The organism is Streptomyces ortus, from assembly GCF_026341275.1.
In the GTDB taxonomy this organism is placed as follows: domain Bacteria; phylum Actinomycetota; class Actinomycetes; order Streptomycetales; family Streptomycetaceae; genus Streptomyces; species Streptomyces ortus.
Map to the genome: position 1 here is coordinate 5044877 of NZ_JAIFZO010000002.1, position 17055 is coordinate 5061931.

Here is a 17055-nt window from a genome sequence, read left to right on the forward strand (position 1 = left end):
CGACAAGTGCTCGACGTCAACTTCTTCGACGAGCTGCGGATCGGCCTTGCTACCGCTGACGACATTCGTCAGTGGTCCCACGGTGAGGTCAAGAAGCCGGAGACCATCAACTACCGCACCCTCAAGCCCGAAAAGGACGGACTCTTCTGCGAGAAGATCTTCGGTCCGACCCGGGACTGGGAGTGCTACTGCGGCAAGTACAAGCGCGTCCGCTTCAAGGGCATCATCTGCGAGCGCTGCGGCGTCGAGGTCACTCGCGCCAAGGTGCGTCGTGAGCGGATGGGCCACATCGAGCTGGCCGCTCCCGTCACCCACATCTGGTACTTCAAGGGCGTTCCGTCGCGTCTTGGCTACCTGCTCGACCTCGCCCCGAAGGACCTCGAAAAGGTCATCTACTTCGCGGCGTACATGATCACGTACGTGGACGACGAGCGTCGTACGCGTGACCTGCCCTCGCTGGAGGCGCACGTCTCCGTCGAGCGTCAGCAGGTCGAGAACCGTCGCGACTCCGACCTGGAGGCCCGCGCCAAGAAGCTCGAGACCGACCTGGCCGAGCTCGAGGCCGAGGGTGCCAAGGCCGACGTGCGCCGCAAGGTGCGCGAAGGCGCCGAGCGCGAGATGAAGCAGCTGCGCGACCGTGCGCAGCGCGAGATCGACCGTCTCGACGAGGTGTGGACCCGCTTCAAGAACCTCAAGGTCCAGGACCTCGAAGGTGACGAGCTGCTCTACCGCGAGCTGCGCGACCGCTTCGGTACGTACTTCGACGGTTCGATGGGTGCCGCGGCGCTGCAGAAGCGCCTGGAGTCCTTCGACCTCGACGAGGAGGCCGAGCGCCTCCGCGAGATCATCCGTACCGGCAAGGGCCAGAAGAAGACCCGTGCGCTGAAGCGGCTGAAGGTCGTGTCTGCGTTCCTGCAGACCTCCAACAGCCCCAAGGGCATGGTCCTCGACTGCGTCCCGGTCATCCCGCCGGACCTTCGCCCGATGGTGCAGCTGGACGGCGGCCGCTTCGCGACCTCCGACCTGAACGACCTGTACCGCCGTGTGATCAACCGCAACAACCGTCTGAAGCGGCTTCTCGACCTCGGCGCGCCCGAGATCATCGTGAACAACGAGAAGCGCATGCTCCAGGAGGCCGTGGACGCCCTCTTCGACAACGGTCGTCGTGGTCGCCCGGTCACCGGTCCCGGCAACCGCCCGCTGAAGTCCCTGAGCGACATGCTCAAGGGCAAGCAGGGTCGTTTCCGTCAGAACCTCCTCGGCAAGCGCGTGGACTACTCCGCGCGTTCCGTGATCGTCGTCGGTCCGCAGCTCAAGCTGCACCAGTGCGGTCTGCCGAAGGCGATGGCGCTGGAGCTCTTCAAGCCGTTCGTGATGAAGCGCCTGGTGGACCTGAACCACGCGCAGAACATCAAGTCGGCGAAGCGCATGGTGGAGCGCGGCCGCACGGTCGTGTACGACGTCCTCGAAGAGGTCATCGCCGAGCACCCGGTTCTGCTGAACCGTGCGCCCACCCTGCACCGCCTCGGCATCCAGGCCTTCGAGCCGCAGCTGGTCGAGGGCAAGGCCATCCAGATCCACCCGCTCGTCTGCACCGCGTTCAACGCGGACTTCGACGGTGACCAGATGGCCGTGCACCTGCCGCTCTCCGCGGAGGCGCAGGCCGAGGCCCGCATCCTGATGCTGTCCTCGAACAACATCCTCAAGCCCGCCGACGGCCGTCCGGTGACGATGCCGACCCAGGACATGGTCCTCGGTCTGTTCTTCCTCACCACCGACGGCGAGCTGCGGAACGTCAAGGGCGAGGGCCGGTCCTTCGGCTCCTCGGCCGAGGCGACCATGGCGTTCGACGCCGGCGAGCTCTCGCTGCAGTCGCGCGTGGACATCCGCTTCCCGGTGGGCACCATCCCGCCGCGCGGCTGGACCCCGCCGGCCCGCGAGGAGGGCGAGCCGGAGTGGCAGCAGGGTGACACCTTCCGCCTGAACACCACCCTGGGCCGCGCGCTCTTCAACGAGCTGCTGCCCGAGGACTACCCCTTCGTCGACTACGAGGTCGGCAAGAAGCAGCTCTCCGAGATCGTCAACGACCTCGCCGAGCGGTACCCCAAGGTCATCGTGGCGGCGACGCTCGACAACCTGAAGGCTGCCGGCTTCTTCTGGGCGACCCGTTCCGGCGTCACCGTGGCCATCTCCGACATCGTCGTTCCCGACGCGAAGCGCGCGATCGTCAAGGGTTACGAGGACCAGGACGAGAAGGTCCAGAAGCAGTACGAGCGCGGTCTGATCACCAAGGACGAGCGCACGCAGGAGCTCATCGCGATCTGGACCAAGGCGACCAACGAGGTTGCCGAGGCGATGAACGCGAACTTCCCGAAGACCAACCCGGTCTCCATGATGGTGAACTCCGGTGCTCGCGGAAACATGATGCAGATGCGTCAGATCGCGGGTATGCGTGGTCTGGTGTCGAACGCCAAGAACGAGACGATCCCTCGTCCCATCAAGGCGTCCTTCCGTGAGGGCCTGTCCGTGCTGGAGTACTTCATCTCCACGCACGGTGCCCGTAAGGGTCTGGCGGACACCGCCCTGCGTACCGCCGACTCGGGTTACCTCACCCGTCGTCTGGTGGACGTCTCGCAGGACGTCATCATCCGCGAGGAGGACTGCGGCACCGACCGCGGTCTGCGCCTGGAGATCGCCGAGGTCGGCGCCGACGGCGTCCTGCGCAAGGCGGAGAACGTCGAGACCAGCGTGTACGCACGTGCGCTGGCCGAGGACATCACCGTCGACGGGCGGGTGCTGGCCCCGGCCAACACCGACCTCGGCGACGTCCTCATCGACGAGCTCGTCAAGCACGGCATCAAGGAGGTCAAGACCCGCTCGGTCCTGACCTGCGAGTCCGCCGTCGGTACCTGCGCCATGTGCTACGGCCGTTCGCTGGCCACCGGCAAGCTGGTCGACATCGGTGAGGCGGTCGGCATTATCGCCGCCCAGTCCATCGGTGAGCCCGGCACGCAGCTGACGATGCGTACCTTCCACACCGGTGGTGTGGCCGGTGACGACATCACCCAGGGTCTGCCCCGTGTCGTCGAGCTCTTCGAGGCTCGTACGCCCAAGGGTGTCGCCCCGATCTCCGAGGCCTCCGGCCGCGTGCGGATCGAGGAGACCGAGAAGACCAAGAAGCTCGTCGTCACCCCGGACGACGGCAGCGACGAGACGGCGTTCCCGATCTCGAAGCGTGCCCGACTCCTGGTCAGCGAGGGCGAGCACGTCGAGGTGGGCCAGAAGCTCACCGTGGGTGCCACCAACCCGCACGACGTGCTGCGCATCCTGGGTCAGCGTGCCGTCCAGGTCCACCTGGTCGGAGAGGTCCAGCGGGTCTACAACTCGCAGGGCGTGTCGATCCACGACAAGCACATCGAGATCATCATCCGGCAGATGCTGCGCCGTGTGACGATCATCGAGTCGGGCGACGCGGAGCTGCTGCCCGGCGAGCTCGTCGAGCGGTCGAAGTTCGAGACCGAGAACCGTCGTGTGGTGCAGGAAGGCGGCCACCCGGCCTCCGGCCGTCCGCAGCTGATGGGTATCACCAAGGCCTCGCTCGCCACCGAGTCGTGGCTGTCGGCGGCGTCCTTCCAGGAGACGACCAGGGTTCTGACGGACGCGGCGATCAACGCCAAGTCCGACTCCCTGATCGGCCTCAAGGAGAACGTCATCATCGGTAAGCTCATCCCGGCCGGTACGGGTCTGTCCCGCTACCGCAACATCCGGGTCGAGCCGACCGAGGAGGCCAAGGCCGCGATGTACTCGGCCGTCGGCTACGACGACATCGACTACTCGCCGTTCGGCACGGGCTCCGGCCAGGCCGTTCCCCTGGAGGACTACGACTACGGTCCGTACAACCAGTAGGCGGGTCGCCTGAAAAGGCACCTGATCGAGTCAGAGGGCGGCCACCTTCCGGGGTGGCCGCCCTTCGGCGTTCCGGGGCCGGCCGCCCCCAGCCGTCCCCTCCTCGTGCCGTCGGGAATTCCTGGCTTGAGTGGGGCGGGAACCAGTGGTGCGGGAACCTGTGCCGGAAATGCCGCGTTGAAGCATGATGGAGAGCCAGTTCGTCCGGGGGAGGTGCTTCCATGTCGTACCCGCCGTCGCCGTGGCAGCCGGGGCAGGGGTGGAATCAGCCCCGTCCCTGGCAGGATCAGCAGGCCGCCGCAGGCCATGCGATGCTCGCGTCCACCGCCGACCGGGAGCGGGCCGTGGACGTCCTCAGAGCCGGGTTCGGCGAGGGGCGCATGCAGCAGCCCGAGTTCGAGAAGCGGGTGGCGCGGGCCTACGCCGCCCGTACGGTGGGTGAGCTGGCCCTGCTGGTGTCCGACCTCCCGCAGGGGCCCGTAGCGCTTCCGGCGGTCTCTGGGCCCGTGCCACGGACGTTCCTGCCCGTCTCCGTGCCGCCGAAGACGAACGAGAAGGCCGTCGGGGCGGCCATCTGCGGGGTGCTGTGCCTGGTGACCGGCGGGCTGACCGGGATTCCCGCGGTGATCCTCGGCCACAGCGCCCGCTCCGAGATGCGGCACACCGGTGAGCGTGGCGAAGGTCTCGCGCTCACGGGACTGGTCTTCGGCTGGCTGTCCACGGTGGGCTGGGCGCTGCTGGTGACCTTGCTGTTCGTGGCCCTGGTGACGTCCTGACGGAGATCGCCGAGGAGGCTGCGGCTTGGCATGATCCGCTCAGGGATGTCAGTGCGGTCCATTTGTTTTGACCGCAGCCTATGAGGTAGGTACGCTCAGACCTTGTGCCTGGGGTGTGCCCTGGCTCCCGTGCGTGCCTTCAACCGCACTAGGGGAGTCGTCACCGGCCACCGCAATCTGCGCCCCTCCCGCCTCGCGGCGGGAATCCGCAGTGTTCGACACACCCGACCGCGTGGGTCGGCGGTGTTCCAGGTTAGCTTCACCATTCGGCACACAGAAACCGGAGAAGTAGTGCCTACGATCCAGCAGCTGGTCCGGAAGGGCCGGCAGGACAAGGTCGAGAAGAACAAGACGCCCGCACTCGAGGGTTCGCCCCAGCGTCGCGGCGTCTGCACGCGTGTGTTCACGACCACCCCGAAGAAGCCGAACTCGGCCCTGCGTAAGGTCGCGCGTGTGCGTCTGACCAGCGGGATCGAGGTCACTGCTTACATTCCGGGTGAGGGACACAACCTGCAGGAGCACTCGATCGTGCTCGTGCGCGGCGGCCGTGTGAAGGACCTGCCCGGTGTTCGCTACAAGATCATCCGCGGTTCCCTCGACACCCAGGGTGTCAAGAACCGCAAGCAGGCCCGCAGCCGCTACGGCGCCAAGAAGGAGAAGTAGAAATGCCTCGTAAGGGCCCCGCCCCGAAGCGCCCGGTCATCATCGACCCGGTCTACGGTTCCCCTCTGGTGACCTCCCTGATCAACAAGGTGCTGCTGAACGGCAAGCGCTCCACCGCCGAGCGCATCGTCTACGGCGCCATGGAGGGCCTGCGCGAGAAGACCGGCAACGACCCGGTCATCACGCTCAAGCGCGCTCTGGAGAACATCAAGCCGACCCTTGAGGTCAAGTCCCGCCGAGTCGGCGGTGCGACGTACCAGGTCCCGATCGAGGTCAAGCCCGGTCGCGCCAGCACGCTCGCGCTGCGCTGGCTCGTCGGTTACTCCCGCGCCCGTCGCGAGAAGACCATGACCGAGCGTCTGCTGAACGAGCTTCTCGACGCCTCCAACGGCCTTGGTGCCGCTGTGAAGAAGCGCGAGGACACCCACAAGATGGCCGAGTCCAACAAGGCCTTCGCGCACTACCGCTGGTAGTCGCTACCCCCATCGAGACCGAGAGAAGACCGAAGCCTTATGGCTACCACTTCACTTGACCTGGCCAGGGTCCGCAACATCGGGATCATGGCCCATATCGACGCGGGCAAGACGACCACCACCGAGCGGATCCTCTTCTACACCGGCGTCAGCTACAAGATCGGTGAGGTCCACGACGGCGCTGCGACCATGGACTGGATGGAGCAGGAGCAGGAGCGTGGCATCACGATCACCTCTGCTGCGACCACCTGTCACTGGCCGCTCGACGACAACGACTACACCATCAACATCATCGACACCCCCGGGCACGTCGACTTCACGGTCGAGGTGGAGCGTTCGCTCCGCGTCCTCGACGGTGCCGTCACGGTGTTCGACGGTGTCGCCGGCGTTGAGCCGCAGTCCGAGACGGTGTGGCGTCAGGCCGACCGCTACGGCGTGCCGCGCATCTGCTTCGTCAACAAGCTCGACCGCACCGGCGCGGAGTTCCACCGCTGCGTCGACATGATCTCGGACCGCCTCGGTGCGCAGCCGCTGGTCATGCAGCTTCCGATCGGCGCCGAGGCGGACTTCAAGGGTGTCGTCGACCTCGTCACCATGAAGGCGTTCGTCTGGTCCGCCGAGGCCGCCAAGGGCGAGATGTACGACGTCGTCGACATCCCGGCCACGCACGCCGAGGCTGCCGAGGAGTACCGCGGCAAGCTGATCGAGGCCGTCGCGGAGAACGACGAAGAGATCATGGAGCTGTACCTGGAGGGCGAAGAGCCTTCCGAGGAGCAGCTGTACGCCGCGATCCGTCGCATCACCATCGCGTCCGGCAAGTCCAGCGACACCACGGTCACCCCGGTGTTCTGTGGCACCGCGTTCAAGAACAAGGGCGTCCAGCCCCTGCTCGACGCGGTCGTGCGCTACCTCCCGACCCCGCTTGACGTCGAGGCCATCGAAGGCCACGACGTGAAGGACCCCGAGGTCGTCGTGAAGCGCAAGCCGTCCGTGGACGAGCCGCTGTCCGCCCTCGCGTTCAAGATCATGAGCGACCCGCACCTGGGCAAGCTCACCTTCGTCCGGGTGTACTCGGGCCGCCTGGAGTCCGGCACCGCCGTGCTGAACTCCGTCAAGGGCAAGAAGGAGCGCATCGGCAAGATCTACCGCATGCACGCGAACAAGCGTGAGGAGATCGAGGCGGTGGGCGCCGGCGACATCGTCGCCGTGATGGGCCTGAAGCAGACCACCACCGGTGAGACGCTCTCGGACGACAAGCAGCCGGTCATCCTGGAGTCCATGGACTTCCCGGCGCCGGTCATCCAGGTCGCCATCGAGCCCAAGTCCAAGGGTGACCAGGAGAAGCTGGGTGTAGCCATCCAGCGTCTCGCGGAGGAGGACCCCTCCTTCCAGGTTCACTCGGACGAGGAGACCGGCCAGACCATCATCGGTGGTATGGGCGAGCTGCACCTCGAGGTGCTGGTCGACCGTATGCGCCGTGAGTTCAAGGTCGAGGCCAACGTCGGTAAGCCGCAGGTCGCCTACCGTGAGACGATCCGTAAGGCCGTCGAGCGCGTGGACTACACCCACAAGAAGCAGACCGGTGGTACCGGTCAGTTCGCCAAGGTGCAGATCGCGATCGAGCCCATCACCGAGGCCGACGGCCCGGCGTACGAGTTCGTGAACAAGGTGACCGGTGGCCGTATCCCGCGGGAGTACATCCCGTCGGTGGACGCCGGTGCGCAGGAGGCCATGCAGTTCGGCATCCTCGCCGGGTACGAGATGACGGGTGTCCGCATCACGCTTCTCGACGGTGCCTACCACGAGGTCGACTCCTCCGAGCTGGCGTTCAAGATCGCCGGTTCGCAGGCCTTCAAGGAGGCTGCCCGCAAGGCCAGCCCCGTGCTCCTCGAGCCGATGATGGCCGTCGAGGTCACCACGCCCGAGGACTACATGGGCGAGGTCATCGGCGACATCAACTCCCGCCGTGGCCAGATCCAGGCCATGGAGGAGCGTGCCGGTGCCCGCGTCGTGAAGGGCCTCGTGCCCCTCTCGGAGATGTTCGGCTACGTCGGCGACCTCCGCAGCAAGACCTCGGGTCGCGCAAGCTACTCGATGCAGTTCGACTCCTACGCCGAGGTTCCCAGGAACGTCGCCGAGGAGATCATCGCGAAGGCCAAGGGCGAGTAACACACACCGTTTGCACGCTTTAGGCTTGACACCGACCGCCAGGGTCGCGGACCGGCAGGGGACGAGGGATCGTCCCGGACCGGCGAGGACCCGGGTGGGCGGCATCCCAGCAAAGATCACCCTGGCGCCGATGAGTAAGGCGTACCAGAACCACTCCGCAGGAGGATTCAGTGGCGAAGGCAAAGTTCGAGCGGACTAAGCCGCACGTCAACATCGGCACCATCGGTCACATCGACCACGGTAAGACGACCCTCACGGCCGCCATTACCAAGGTGCTGCACGACGCGTACCCGGACCTGAACGAGGCCTCGGCCTTCGACCAGATCGACAAGGCTCCCGAAGAGCGCCAGCGCGGTATCACGATCTCGATCGCGCACGTCGAGTACCAGACCGAGACGCGTCACTACGCCCACGTCGACTGCCCCGGTCACGCGGACTACATCAAGAACATGATCACGGGTGCGGCGCAGATGGACGGCGCCATCCTCGTTGTCGCCGCCACGGACGGCCCGATGCCGCAGACCAAGGAGCACGTGCTCCTGGCCCGCCAGGTCGGCGTTCCGTACATCGTCGTCGCGCTGAACAAGGCCGACATGGTGGACGACGAGGAGATCCTGGAGCTCGTCGAGCTCGAGGTCCGTGAGCTCCTCTCCGAGTACGAGTTCCCGGGCGACGACCTTCCGGTCGTCAAGGTCTCGGCGCTCAAGGCTCTTGAGGGCGACGCCGAGTGGGGCAAGTCCGTCCTCGACCTGATGAAGGCCGTCGACGAGTCGATCCCGCAGCCCGAGCGTGACGTCGACAAGCCGTTCCTGATGCCGATCGAGGACGTCTTCACGATCACCGGTCGTGGCACCGTCGTCACCGGTCGTATCGAGCGTGGTGTCCTCAAGGTCAACGAGACCGTCGACATCGTCGGCATCAAGACCGAGAAGACCACCACCACGGTCACCGGCATCGAGATGTTCCGCAAGCTGCTCGACGAGGGCCAGGCCGGTGAGAACGTCGGTCTGCTCCTCCGTGGCATCAAGCGCGAGGACGTCGAGCGCGGCCAGGTCATCATCAAGCCGGGCTCGGTCACGCCCCACACCTCGTTCGAGGCGCAGGCGTACATCCTGTCCAAGGACGAGGGCGGCCGTCACACGCCGTTCTTCAACAACTACCGTCCCCAGTTCTACTTCCGCACGACGGACGTGACTGGTGTGGTGACCCTCCCCGAGGGCACCGAGATGGTCATGCCGGGCGACAACACTGAGATGACCGTTGAGCTCATCCAGCCCGTCGCCATGGAAGAGGGCCTCAAGTTCGCCATCCGTGAGGGTGGCCGGACCGTCGGCGCCGGCCAGGTCACCAAGATCAACAAGTAGTCTCGGCTGCTGGTTGGGCTTGAACGCCTGGTAGCTCCGCAGAGAACGCAGAGCTCCTGAAGGGGCCCGTACGACTTCGGTCGTACGGGCCCCTTTGCTGTGCCGGGCGGGGCGGCATCATCCCGAGGCCAGTTGCTCCGCTATCTCCTGGATCCAACCCGCGGTCTTCGACGGGTCGTTGAGGCTCTCGGCCCATGCCTCCGGCGTCAGGTTGTGCTTGCCGGGGCCGGATTTGAGGGCGACGAGCAGTGCCCTCGCGGACTCCCGCATCTCGTCCGTGGTGCTCTTGGAGATGGCGGGTCCCGCCGCCAGGGCGTAGACCTCGCGGGCCATGGCCTGGCGTTCGCCCCTCGACACCTTCTTCCAGAACTTCATGGCGTGCTGCAGCGACTCCTTGCGGGAGGCGGCCTCCGCCGGGGTCTCGCCCTGCGGGGTCCAGCGCTCGGGGTGGTGGGCCTCTTCGTAGCGCTTCGTGGCGGCGCGGAGCGCCTTGTACAGGGTGACGCCGAGGACGAGGCCGGCGCCGGCTCCGGCGAGGCCCCAGCCGACCGGGTTGGTCGCCAGCCCGGCGGTGCCCGCCGCGACCGCCGTCACGACGCCGGCCGCCGCCTTGGTGGACTCGCCCACCGCGCCGCCGACCGTCTCCTTGCCGATCTTGGTGAGCTGCTTCTTCTTCGCGTAACCCTGGACCGTGCTCAGCTTCTCCACGTCCTGTTCGGCGCGCTGGAGGGTCTCGGCGGCGTCACGGGCCTCGCCCATCGCCTCCCAGGCGGCGTCGATGGCCTCGGAGACGAGTTCCAGCCGTCCCGGGTCGTCGTGGCGCCAGTAGGCGTCCAGCGCGACGTAGGCCTCCGCCGCCGCCCAGTTGGCCTGCTCCCGTGATTCGTTCAGCCTGGCCAGCGACCCCGCGTGAACGGCATGGGGGTCTCCCAGCTTCTTGATCTGCCGGTACTTGCCGGCTGCCCCCTTGGCACGGAAGGCGGCCCGCATGCCCTTGATGCCGCCGATGGAAGCACTGGCGATACCGCTCGCCTCGGACGCCACCGCGGCGTCCGCCGCCTTCTGGACCTTGGTCACTTCCTTGGCGATGGCGGCGCTGTAGCTGCCCGAACTGGTGGCACCGACGACCGCGTCGGTCCCCTTGGTCCTGGCCTTCTTCTTCGCCGTGTGGTGCTTGGCCCCGGTCTCGTGCGTCCGGGCGGTCTTCATGTTCTTGTACGCGTCCATGCCGCTGACCACGGTGCCGGCGGCCTCCGTGAGCAGGTTCCCCGACGCGGCGGAGGCCCCCGACGCGGCGGCGGAGTGCTTGAGCCCCTCGTTGGCCGCGACGGCCGCCTGCTGGGTGAAGGCCGCGTTGGTGGGGGTCTGGAAACCCTTGATGAAGGTGTCGATGGGTTCGAGGTTCTTCTTGAACCTGTCGAGGAGCGCGGAGATCCGGTCGCGGTAGTTCTTTTTCTTCTTCGCGGCGGCCGGGCTGCCTTCGGCGTTGTCCCGGGCGCCCTGCACCGCCGCGGTCGCGGCCCGGTTTCCGGCCCGGGACTGCAGCTCCAGGAGGTCACGCTCCGTCGAGCGTAAGGACGTACTCGCGGACCCCCCGGTTCTCCGGGCCTCTCCGGTCCCCCCGGTCCGGCTTCCTTCGCGACGCTGCTGGGCCGACGCCACCACGCTCGCGGACCGGCGGGGCGAGGTGCGGTGGATCGGGGTGCTCATGGATGTGCCTCTCCTGTACCGGACCGGGCGAGGCGAAAGCTAGCCAGCCTCGACGAACGGCAGGAGTGCGGCAGGGAAATTGTGTACGGACGCTGTGAGGCGCGTTTCGGGCGGCGTTGGCCGGCGGGCCCCGAAGCCGAGAGGCTGGGCGACGGGGCGGTCGGGGCGACCCGAAGAGTTTGACCTGCGTCCCCCCGGGGGTATCCTCTGGGGCTCGATTGGCCAGGTCGATACCCCGTATGGCAGACTGTCGGGGTTGCTCGGTTGAGTGCCGATGCTGCGCGCCTCCCGCCGGGAGGACCGGAAGCGAGTCCCACAGTACTCGTCGCTCCAACTGCCCGAGGGCAGCGCTGGAGCGGACGTACGGGAATCTTCCGGGAAGTGTCAGCGGGGTGCAGACCAGGCACCCGGTGGGTGTTCGGCCCCCGGTCCTGCGGTCGTCTTTGGGATGGGCCGTGTCCCTGGTAGGGAAATCCGTTAGCGGATATCCACGTGCCGAGGATGCGACACACCCGACCGCGTGGGTCGGAGACAGGACGCGAACCCCCGGGTTGCAGAGCGTTTCACTAGACAAAGGACTACTGAGTAGCCATGGCGGGACAGAAGATCCGCATCCGGCTCAAGGCCTACGACCACGAGGTCATCGATTCCTCGGCGAAGAAGATCGTCGAGACGGTGACGCGCACTGGTGCGTCGGTCGCGGGCCCGGTGCCGCTGCCCACTGAGAAGAACGTGTACTGCGTCATCAAGTCGCCGCACAAGTACAAGGACTCGCGCGAGCACTTCGAGATGCGCACGCACAAGCGCCTGATCGACATTCTCGACCCGACCCCCAAGACCGTTGACTCTTTGATGCGACTCGACCTCCCGGCCGGTGTCGACATCGAGATCAAGCTCTAAGGGATGTGGTCTGAGAATGGCTAAGCAGATCAAGGGCATCCTGGGCGAGAAGCTCGGCATGACGCAGGTGTGGGACGAGAACAACCGTGTTGTTCCGGTCACCGTCGTCAAGGCCAGCCCCAATGTCGTGACCCAGGTCCGTACGAATGACGTCGACGGCTACGAGTCGGTCCAGATCGCCTTCGGCGAGATCGACCCGCGCAAGGTGAACAAGCCCCTCAAGGGCCACTTCGCCAAGGCCGACGTCACTCCCCGCCGTCACCTCGTCGAGATCCGTACCGCTGACGCCAGCGAGTACGTCCTCGGCCAGGAGATCACCGCTGAGACCTTCGAGTCCGGCGTCAAGGTGGACGTGACCGGCAAGAGCAAGGGCAAGGGCTTCGCCGGTGTCATGAAGCGTCACAACTTCAAGGGACTCGGCGCCGGTCACGGCACCCAGCGCAAGCACCGCTCGCCCGGCTCCATCGGTGGCTGCGCCACCCCGGGCCGTGTGTTCAAGGGCCTCCGCATGGCGGGTCGCATGGGCAACGAGCGCGTCACCACCCAGAACCTGACCGTCCACGCCGTTGACGCGGAGAAGGGTCTGCTGCTCATCAAGGGCGCGGTCCCCGGTCCGAACGGCGGCCTCGTCCTGGTCCGCACCGCGGCCAAGGGGGCCTGAGGTACCGATGAGCACTGTTGACATCATTTCGCCGGCAGGCGACAAGACCGGGACGGTCGAGCTCCCCGCGGAGATCTTCGACGTCGAGAAGATCAGCATCCCGCTGCTTCACCAGGTCGTAGTCGCCCAGCTGGCCGCTGCCCGCCAGGGCACGCACAAGACCAAGACCCGCGGCGAGGTTCGTGGTGGCGGTAAGAAGCCTTACCGTCAGAAGGGCACCGGCCGTGCGCGCCAGGGCTCGACCCGCGCCCCGCAGTTCGCCGGTGGTGGCGTCGTCCACGGCCCGCAGCCGCGTGACTACTCGCAGCGGACCCCGAAGAAGATGAAGGCGGCGGCCCTGCGCCACGCCCTCACCGACCGGGCCCGCAACGCTCGCATCCACGTCGTCTCCGGCGTGATCGAGGGCGAGACCCCCTCCACCAAGGCCGCGAAGGTCCTGCTCGGCAAGATCTCGGAGCGCAAGAACCTGCTCCTGGTCATCGACCGTGCCGACGAGGCCGCGCTGCTCTCCGCGCGCAACCTGCCCCAGGTCCACATCCTGGAGCCGGGCCAGCTGAACACGTACGACGTTCTCGTCTCGGACGACGTGGTCTTCACCCAGGCCGCTTTCGAGTCCTTCGTGTCCGGCCCTCAGGCCTCTGACACCGAAGGGAGCGAAGCCTGATGGCTACGCGTCACCCGAGCATCGCCCCCAAGGCGGCCAAGGCCGCCAAGGCCGCGCGCATCGCCAAGGCGAAGCGCCACGAGGCCGAGGGCAAGAACACCGTCGAGACACCGCTGAGCAAGAGCTTCACGGACCCCCGTGACGTCCTCATCAAGCCGGTCGTCTCCGAGAAGAGCTACGCGCTGCTCGACGAGGGCAAGTACACCTTCGTCGTCGCGCCGGGCGCCAACAAGACCCAGATCAAGCAGGCCGTCCAGGCGGTCTTCTCGGTCAAGGTCACCGGGGTCAACACGATCAACCGCCAGGGAAAGCGCAAGCGGACCAAGAGCGGCTTCGGCAAGCGTGCTGACACCAAGCGCGCCATCGTGACCCTCGCTGAGGGCGACCGTATCGACATCTTCGGCCAGGCCTCCTAACGGAGCGCCCTGGTCCGAATATCGGACGAGGACTGAGAAATGGGAATCCGCAAGTACAAGCCGACTACGCCGGGGCGTCGTGGCTCCAGCGTCGCCGACTTCGTCGAGGTCACGCGGTCCACGCCGGAGAAGTCGCTGGTCCGCCCCCTGCACAGCAAGGGCGGCCGTAACAACGCCGGTCGTGTGACCGTTCGCCACCAGGGTGGCGGACACAAGCGCGCCTACCGCGTGATCGACTTCCGTCGGCACGACAAGGACGGCGTGCCGGCGAAGGTCGCGCACATCGAGTACGACCCCAACCGCACCGCGCGCATCGCGCTGCTGCACTACGCGGACGGCGAGAAGCGCTACATCCTCGCCCCTCGCAACCTGTCGCAGGGCGACCGCGTCGAGAACGGTCCCGGGGCCGACATCAAGCCGGGCAACAACCTGGCCCTCCGCAACATCCCGGTCGGAACCACGATCCACGCGATCGAGCTCCGTCCCGGTGGCGGTGCCAAGTTCGCCCGCTCCGCCGGTGCCTCCGTGCAGCTGCTCGCGAAGGAGGGCCAGATGGCCCACCTGCGCATGCCGTCCGGAGAGATCCGCCTGGTCGACGTGCGCTGCCGCGCCACCGTCGGCGAGGTCGGCAACGCCGAGCAGTCGAACATCAACTGGGGCAAGGCCGGCCGCAAGCGCTGGCTGGGCGTCCGCCCGACCGTTCGCGGTGTGGCGATGAACCCGGTTGACCACCCGCACGGTGGTGGTGAAGGCAAGACCTCCGGTGGACGTCACCCGGTCTCGCCGTGGGGTCAGAAGGAGGGTCGTACTCGTTCGCCGAAGAAGGCTTCGAACAAGTACATCGTCCGCCGCCGCAAGACGAACAAGAAGCGCTAGGAGCGGGTTTAGATGCCGCGCAGTCTCAAGAAGGGGCCCTTCGTCGACGACCACCTGATCAAGAAGGTGGACGTACAGAACGAAGCCGGTTCCAAGAACGTCATCAAGACCTGGTCCCGTCGCTCGATGATCATCCCGGCCATGCTCGGCCACACGATCGCGGTGCACAACGGCAAGACCCACATTCCGGTGTTTGTCACCGAGTCGATGGTCGGCCACAAGCTCGGCGAGTTCTCGCCGACGCGCACCTTCCGGGGTCACGTCAAGGACGACCGGAAGTCGAAGCGCCGCTAACGCGGGGTGGAATCGACCATGACAGACACTGGAAGGACAACCATGGAAGCCAGGGCCCAGGCGCGGTACATCCGCGTCACGCCCATGAAGGCCCGCCGTGTGGTGGACCTTATCCGTGGCATGGATGCCACGGAGGCTCAGGCGGTCCTGCGTTTCGCCCCGCAGGCCGCGAGCGTGCCCGTCGGCAAGGTGCTTGACAGCGCCATCGCCAACGCCGCACACAACTACGACCACACCGACGCCGACAGCCTCGTCATCTCCGAGGCGTATGTCGACGAGGGTCCGACCCTGAAGCGGTTCCGTCCGCGCGCCCAGGGCCGCGCCTACCGGATCCGCAAGCGGACCAGCCACATCACCGTGGTCGTCAGCAGCAAGGAAGGAACCCGGTAATGGGCCAGAAGGTTAACCCGCATGGGTTCCGGCTCGGCATCACCACGGACTTCAAGTCCCGCTGGTACGCCGACAAGCTGTACAAGGACTACGTCAAGGAAGACGTCGCCATCCGTCGGATGATGACGTCCGGCATGGAGCGCGCCGGCATCTCGAAGGTGGAGATCGAGCGCACCCGTGACCGCGTCCGTGTGGACATCCACACCGCGCGCCCGGGCATCGTCATCGGCCGCCGTGGCGCCGAGGCCGACCGCATCCGCGGTGACCTGGAGAAGCTGACCGGCAAGCAGGTCCAGCTGAACATCCTTGAGGTCAAGAGCCCGGAGACGGACGCTCAGCTGGTGGCCCAGGCCGTCGCCGAGCAGCTGTCCTCCCGCGTCTCCTTCCGTCGTGCCATGCGCAAGAGCATGCAGGGCACGATGAAGGCCGGCGCCAAGGGCATCAAGATCCAGTGTGGTGGCCGTCTCGGCGGCGCCGAGATGTCCCGCTCGGAGTTCTACCGCGAGGGCCGTGTGCCCCTGCACACGCTCCGTGCGAACGTCGACTACGGCTTCTTCGAGGCCAAGACGACCTTCGGCCGTATCGGTGTGAAGGTCTGGATCTACAAGGGCGATGTCAAGAACATCGCCGAGGTCCGCGCCGAGAACGCCGCGGCCCGTGCGGGTAACCGCCCGGCCCGTGGTGGAGCCGGTGGCGGCGGCGACCGCCCGGCCCGTGGCGGCCGTGGTGGCGAGCGTGGCGGCCGTGGCCGCAAGCCGCAGCAGCAGTCCGCGCCGGCTGCCGAGGCCCCCAAGGCCGACGCTCCCGCCGCCGCTGCCGCTCCGGCCGAGAGCACCGGAACGGAGGCCTGACCGACATGCTGATCCCTCGTAGGGTCAAGCACCGCAAGCAGCACCACCCGAAGCGCCGTGGTCAGGCCAAGGGCGGTACGCAGGTTTCGTTCGGCGAGTACGGCATTCAGGCCCTCACGCCGGCGTATGTCACGAACCGCCAGATCGAGGCGGCTCGTATCGCGATGACCCGCCACATCAAGCGTGGCGGCAAGGTCTGGATCAACATCTACCCGGACCGCCCGCTGACCAAGAAGCCCGCCGAGACCCGCATGGGTTCCGGTAAGGGATCCCCCGAGTGGTGGATCGCGAACGTGCACCCGGGTCGGGTCATGTTCGAGCTGTCCTACCCCAACGAGAAGATCGCCCGTGAGGCCCTCACTCGCGCAGCCCACAAGCTGCCGATGAAGTGCCGGATCGTCAAGCGCGAGGCAGGTGAAGCGTGATGTCGGCCGGTACCAAGGCGTCCGAGCTGCGCGAACTGGGTGACGAGGAGCTTCTCGCGAAGCTCCGCGAAGCCAAGGAAGAGCTGTTCAACCTCCGCTTCCAGGCGGCGACCGGTCAGCTCGAAAACCACGGTCGGCTCAAGGCCGTCCGCAAGGACATCGCGCGGATCTACACCCTCATGCGTGAGCGCGAGCTGGGCATCGAGACGGTGGAGAGCGCCTGATGAGCGAGAACAACGTGACCGAAGAGACCAAGACGAGCCGCGGCTTCCGCAAGACCCGTGAGGGTCTCGTCGTCAGCGACAAGATGGACAAGACCGTTGTCGTCGCTGTCGAGGACCGCGTCAAGCACGCTCTGTACGGCAAGGTCATCCGCCGTACGAACAAGCTCAAGGCCCACGACGAGCAGAACGCCGCCGGCGTCGGCGACCGGGTTGTCATCATGGAGACCCGTCCGCTGTCTGCGACGAAGCGCTGGCGCATCGTCGAGATCCTCGAGAAGGCCAAGTAGTAAGTA

The 17055-nt window shown here is 66.6% G+C and carries 18 protein-coding genes; 17 read left to right on the plus strand and 1 reads right to left on the minus strand.

The window, feature by feature from the left end; all coding sequences use genetic code 11:
- The first annotated feature begins 6 nt into the window (after window positions 1–6).
- The 6 genes from K3769_RS25685 (at window position 7) to tuf (ending at window position 9351) form a co-directional block, all read left to right on the plus strand.
- Window positions 7–3906, plus strand: a complete 3900-nt coding sequence (locus K3769_RS25685; protein WP_210882027.1) for a DNA-directed RNA polymerase subunit beta' — start codon at window positions 7–9, stop codon at window positions 3904–3906.
- Between the two features lie 221 nt (window positions 3907–4127).
- Entirely contained in the window at window positions 4128–4682 is a 555-nt protein-coding gene (locus tag K3769_RS25690) for a DUF1707 and DUF4190 domain-containing protein (RefSeq protein WP_267028681.1), read from the plus strand.
- 291 nt (window positions 4683–4973) lie between these two features.
- The gene (rpsL, locus tag K3769_RS25695) at window positions 4974–5345 is read left to right on the plus strand and encodes a 30S ribosomal protein S12 (RefSeq protein WP_003948652.1); all 372 of its coding nucleotides are present in this window, start codon (window positions 4974–4976) and stop codon (window positions 5343–5345) included.
- Window positions 5346–5347: 2 nt separating this feature from the next.
- A complete protein-coding gene (gene rpsG / locus K3769_RS25700; RefSeq protein WP_081218873.1) occupies window positions 5348–5818 on the plus strand; it encodes a 30S ribosomal protein S7 in 471 nt (156 codons plus the stop codon).
- Between the two features lie 39 nt (window positions 5819–5857).
- Complete coding sequence (gene fusA, locus K3769_RS25705; protein ID WP_267028682.1) at window positions 5858–7987, plus strand: elongation factor G; 2130 nt, start codon at window positions 5858–5860, stop codon at window positions 7985–7987.
- A gap of 170 nt (window positions 7988–8157) precedes the next feature.
- Window positions 8158–9351 carry an elongation factor Tu gene (gene tuf, locus K3769_RS25710; RefSeq protein ID WP_107020991.1) on the plus strand — a complete coding sequence of 398 codons (1194 nt, stop codon included), beginning with the start codon at window positions 8158–8160 and terminating at the stop codon, window positions 9349–9351.
- A gap of 117 nt (window positions 9352–9468) precedes the next feature.
- Here tuf and K3769_RS25715 read toward each other — a convergent pair whose 3' ends face one another.
- Window positions 9469–11061 (minus strand): hypothetical protein, encoded by a 1593-nt coding sequence (locus tag K3769_RS25715; RefSeq protein ID WP_267028683.1) that lies wholly within the window; start codon window positions 11059–11061, stop codon window positions 9469–9471.
- 591 nt (window positions 11062–11652) lie between these two features.
- Between K3769_RS25715 and rpsJ the strand changes: the two genes are divergently transcribed.
- Genes rpsJ through rpsQ form a run of 11 tightly spaced genes read left to right on the plus strand, consistent with a single transcriptional unit; the run spans window position 11653 to window position 17049 of the window.
- Window positions 11653–11961 carry a 30S ribosomal protein S10 gene (rpsJ, locus tag K3769_RS25720; protein ID WP_003948644.1) on the plus strand — a complete coding sequence of 103 codons (309 nt, stop codon included), beginning with the start codon at window positions 11653–11655 and terminating at the stop codon, window positions 11959–11961.
- A 16-nt stretch (window positions 11962–11977) separates the two neighbouring features.
- Window positions 11978–12622 carry a 50S ribosomal protein L3 gene (rplC, locus tag K3769_RS25725; RefSeq protein WP_267028684.1) on the plus strand — a complete coding sequence of 215 codons (645 nt, stop codon included), beginning with the start codon at window positions 11978–11980 and terminating at the stop codon, window positions 12620–12622.
- A gap of 7 nt (window positions 12623–12629) precedes the next feature.
- Window positions 12630–13286, plus strand: coding sequence for a 50S ribosomal protein L4 (rplD, locus tag K3769_RS25730; RefSeq protein ID WP_267028685.1), 657 nt, complete (start codon window positions 12630–12632; stop codon window positions 13284–13286).
- A complete protein-coding gene (rplW, locus tag K3769_RS25735) occupies window positions 13286–13702 on the plus strand; it encodes a 50S ribosomal protein L23 (RefSeq protein ID WP_107022195.1) in 417 nt (138 codons plus the stop codon). The genes rplD and rplW overlap by 1 nt, the downstream gene beginning before the upstream one ends.
- A gap of 39 nt (window positions 13703–13741) precedes the next feature.
- On the plus strand, window positions 13742–14578 hold the full coding sequence (gene rplB / locus K3769_RS25740; RefSeq protein WP_028805741.1) for a 50S ribosomal protein L2: 837 nt from the start codon (window positions 13742–13744) through the stop codon (window positions 14576–14578).
- Window positions 14579–14590: 12 nt separating this feature from the next.
- A complete protein-coding gene (gene rpsS / locus K3769_RS25745) occupies window positions 14591–14872 on the plus strand; it encodes a 30S ribosomal protein S19 (protein WP_006376029.1) in 282 nt (93 codons plus the stop codon).
- Between the two features lie 42 nt (window positions 14873–14914).
- Window positions 14915–15262, plus strand: coding sequence for a 50S ribosomal protein L22 (rplV, locus tag K3769_RS25750; RefSeq protein WP_030619142.1), 348 nt, complete (start codon window positions 14915–14917; stop codon window positions 15260–15262).
- The gene (gene rpsC / locus K3769_RS25755; RefSeq protein ID WP_107022196.1) at window positions 15262–16113 is read left to right on the plus strand and encodes a 30S ribosomal protein S3; all 852 of its coding nucleotides are present in this window, start codon (window positions 15262–15264) and stop codon (window positions 16111–16113) included. The genes rplV and rpsC overlap by 1 nt, the downstream gene beginning before the upstream one ends.
- Before the next feature lie 5 nt (window positions 16114–16118).
- Window positions 16119–16538, plus strand: coding sequence for a 50S ribosomal protein L16 (gene rplP / locus K3769_RS25760; protein ID WP_010986348.1), 420 nt, complete (start codon window positions 16119–16121; stop codon window positions 16536–16538).
- Window positions 16538–16762, plus strand: coding sequence for a 50S ribosomal protein L29 (rpmC, locus tag K3769_RS25765; RefSeq protein WP_003998824.1), 225 nt, complete (start codon window positions 16538–16540; stop codon window positions 16760–16762). The genes rplP and rpmC overlap by 1 nt, the downstream gene beginning before the upstream one ends.
- Entirely contained in the window at window positions 16762–17049 is a 288-nt protein-coding gene (gene rpsQ, locus K3769_RS25770; protein WP_107022197.1) for a 30S ribosomal protein S17, read from the plus strand. The genes rpmC and rpsQ overlap by 1 nt, the downstream gene beginning before the upstream one ends.
- Window positions 17050–17055: the final 6 nt, after the last annotated feature.

What these genes read in the sequence shown, in the direction of transcription:
- rplD (WP_267028685.1), top strand. Translation starts at nt 12,630, where the DNA reads ATGAGCACTGTTGACATCATTTCGCCGGCAGGCGACAAGACCGGGACG.
- rplC (WP_267028684.1), top strand. Translation starts at nt 11,978, where the DNA reads ATGGCTAAGCAGATCAAGGGCATCCTGGGCGAGAAGCTCGGCATGACG.
- rpsQ (WP_107022197.1), top strand. Translation starts at nt 16,762, where the DNA reads ATGAGCGAGAACAACGTGACCGAAGAGACCAAGACGAGCCGCGGCTTC.
- rpsJ (WP_003948644.1), top strand. Translation starts at nt 11,653, where the DNA reads ATGGCGGGACAGAAGATCCGCATCCGGCTCAAGGCCTACGACCACGAG.
- rplB (WP_028805741.1), top strand. Translation starts at nt 13,742, where the DNA reads ATGGGAATCCGCAAGTACAAGCCGACTACGCCGGGGCGTCGTGGCTCC.
- K3769_RS25715 (WP_267028683.1), bottom strand. Translation starts at nt 11,061, where the DNA reads ATGAGCACCCCGATCCACCGCACCTCGCCCCGCCGGTCCGCGAGCGTG.
- K3769_RS25690 (WP_267028681.1), top strand. Translation starts at nt 4,128, where the DNA reads ATGTCGTACCCGCCGTCGCCGTGGCAGCCGGGGCAGGGGTGGAATCAG.
- rplV (WP_030619142.1), top strand. Translation starts at nt 14,915, where the DNA reads ATGGAAGCCAGGGCCCAGGCGCGGTACATCCGCGTCACGCCCATGAAG.
- rplW (WP_107022195.1), top strand. Translation starts at nt 13,286, where the DNA reads ATGGCTACGCGTCACCCGAGCATCGCCCCCAAGGCGGCCAAGGCCGCC.
- rpmC (WP_003998824.1), top strand. Translation starts at nt 16,538, where the DNA reads ATGTCGGCCGGTACCAAGGCGTCCGAGCTGCGCGAACTGGGTGACGAG.
- rplP (WP_010986348.1), top strand. Translation starts at nt 16,119, where the DNA reads ATGCTGATCCCTCGTAGGGTCAAGCACCGCAAGCAGCACCACCCGAAG.
- rpsC (WP_107022196.1), top strand. Translation starts at nt 15,262, where the DNA reads ATGGGCCAGAAGGTTAACCCGCATGGGTTCCGGCTCGGCATCACCACG.
- rpsG (WP_081218873.1), top strand. Translation starts at nt 5,348, where the DNA reads ATGCCTCGTAAGGGCCCCGCCCCGAAGCGCCCGGTCATCATCGACCCG.
- rpsS (WP_006376029.1), top strand. Translation starts at nt 14,591, where the DNA reads ATGCCGCGCAGTCTCAAGAAGGGGCCCTTCGTCGACGACCACCTGATC.
- fusA (WP_267028682.1), top strand. Translation starts at nt 5,858, where the DNA reads ATGGCTACCACTTCACTTGACCTGGCCAGGGTCCGCAACATCGGGATC.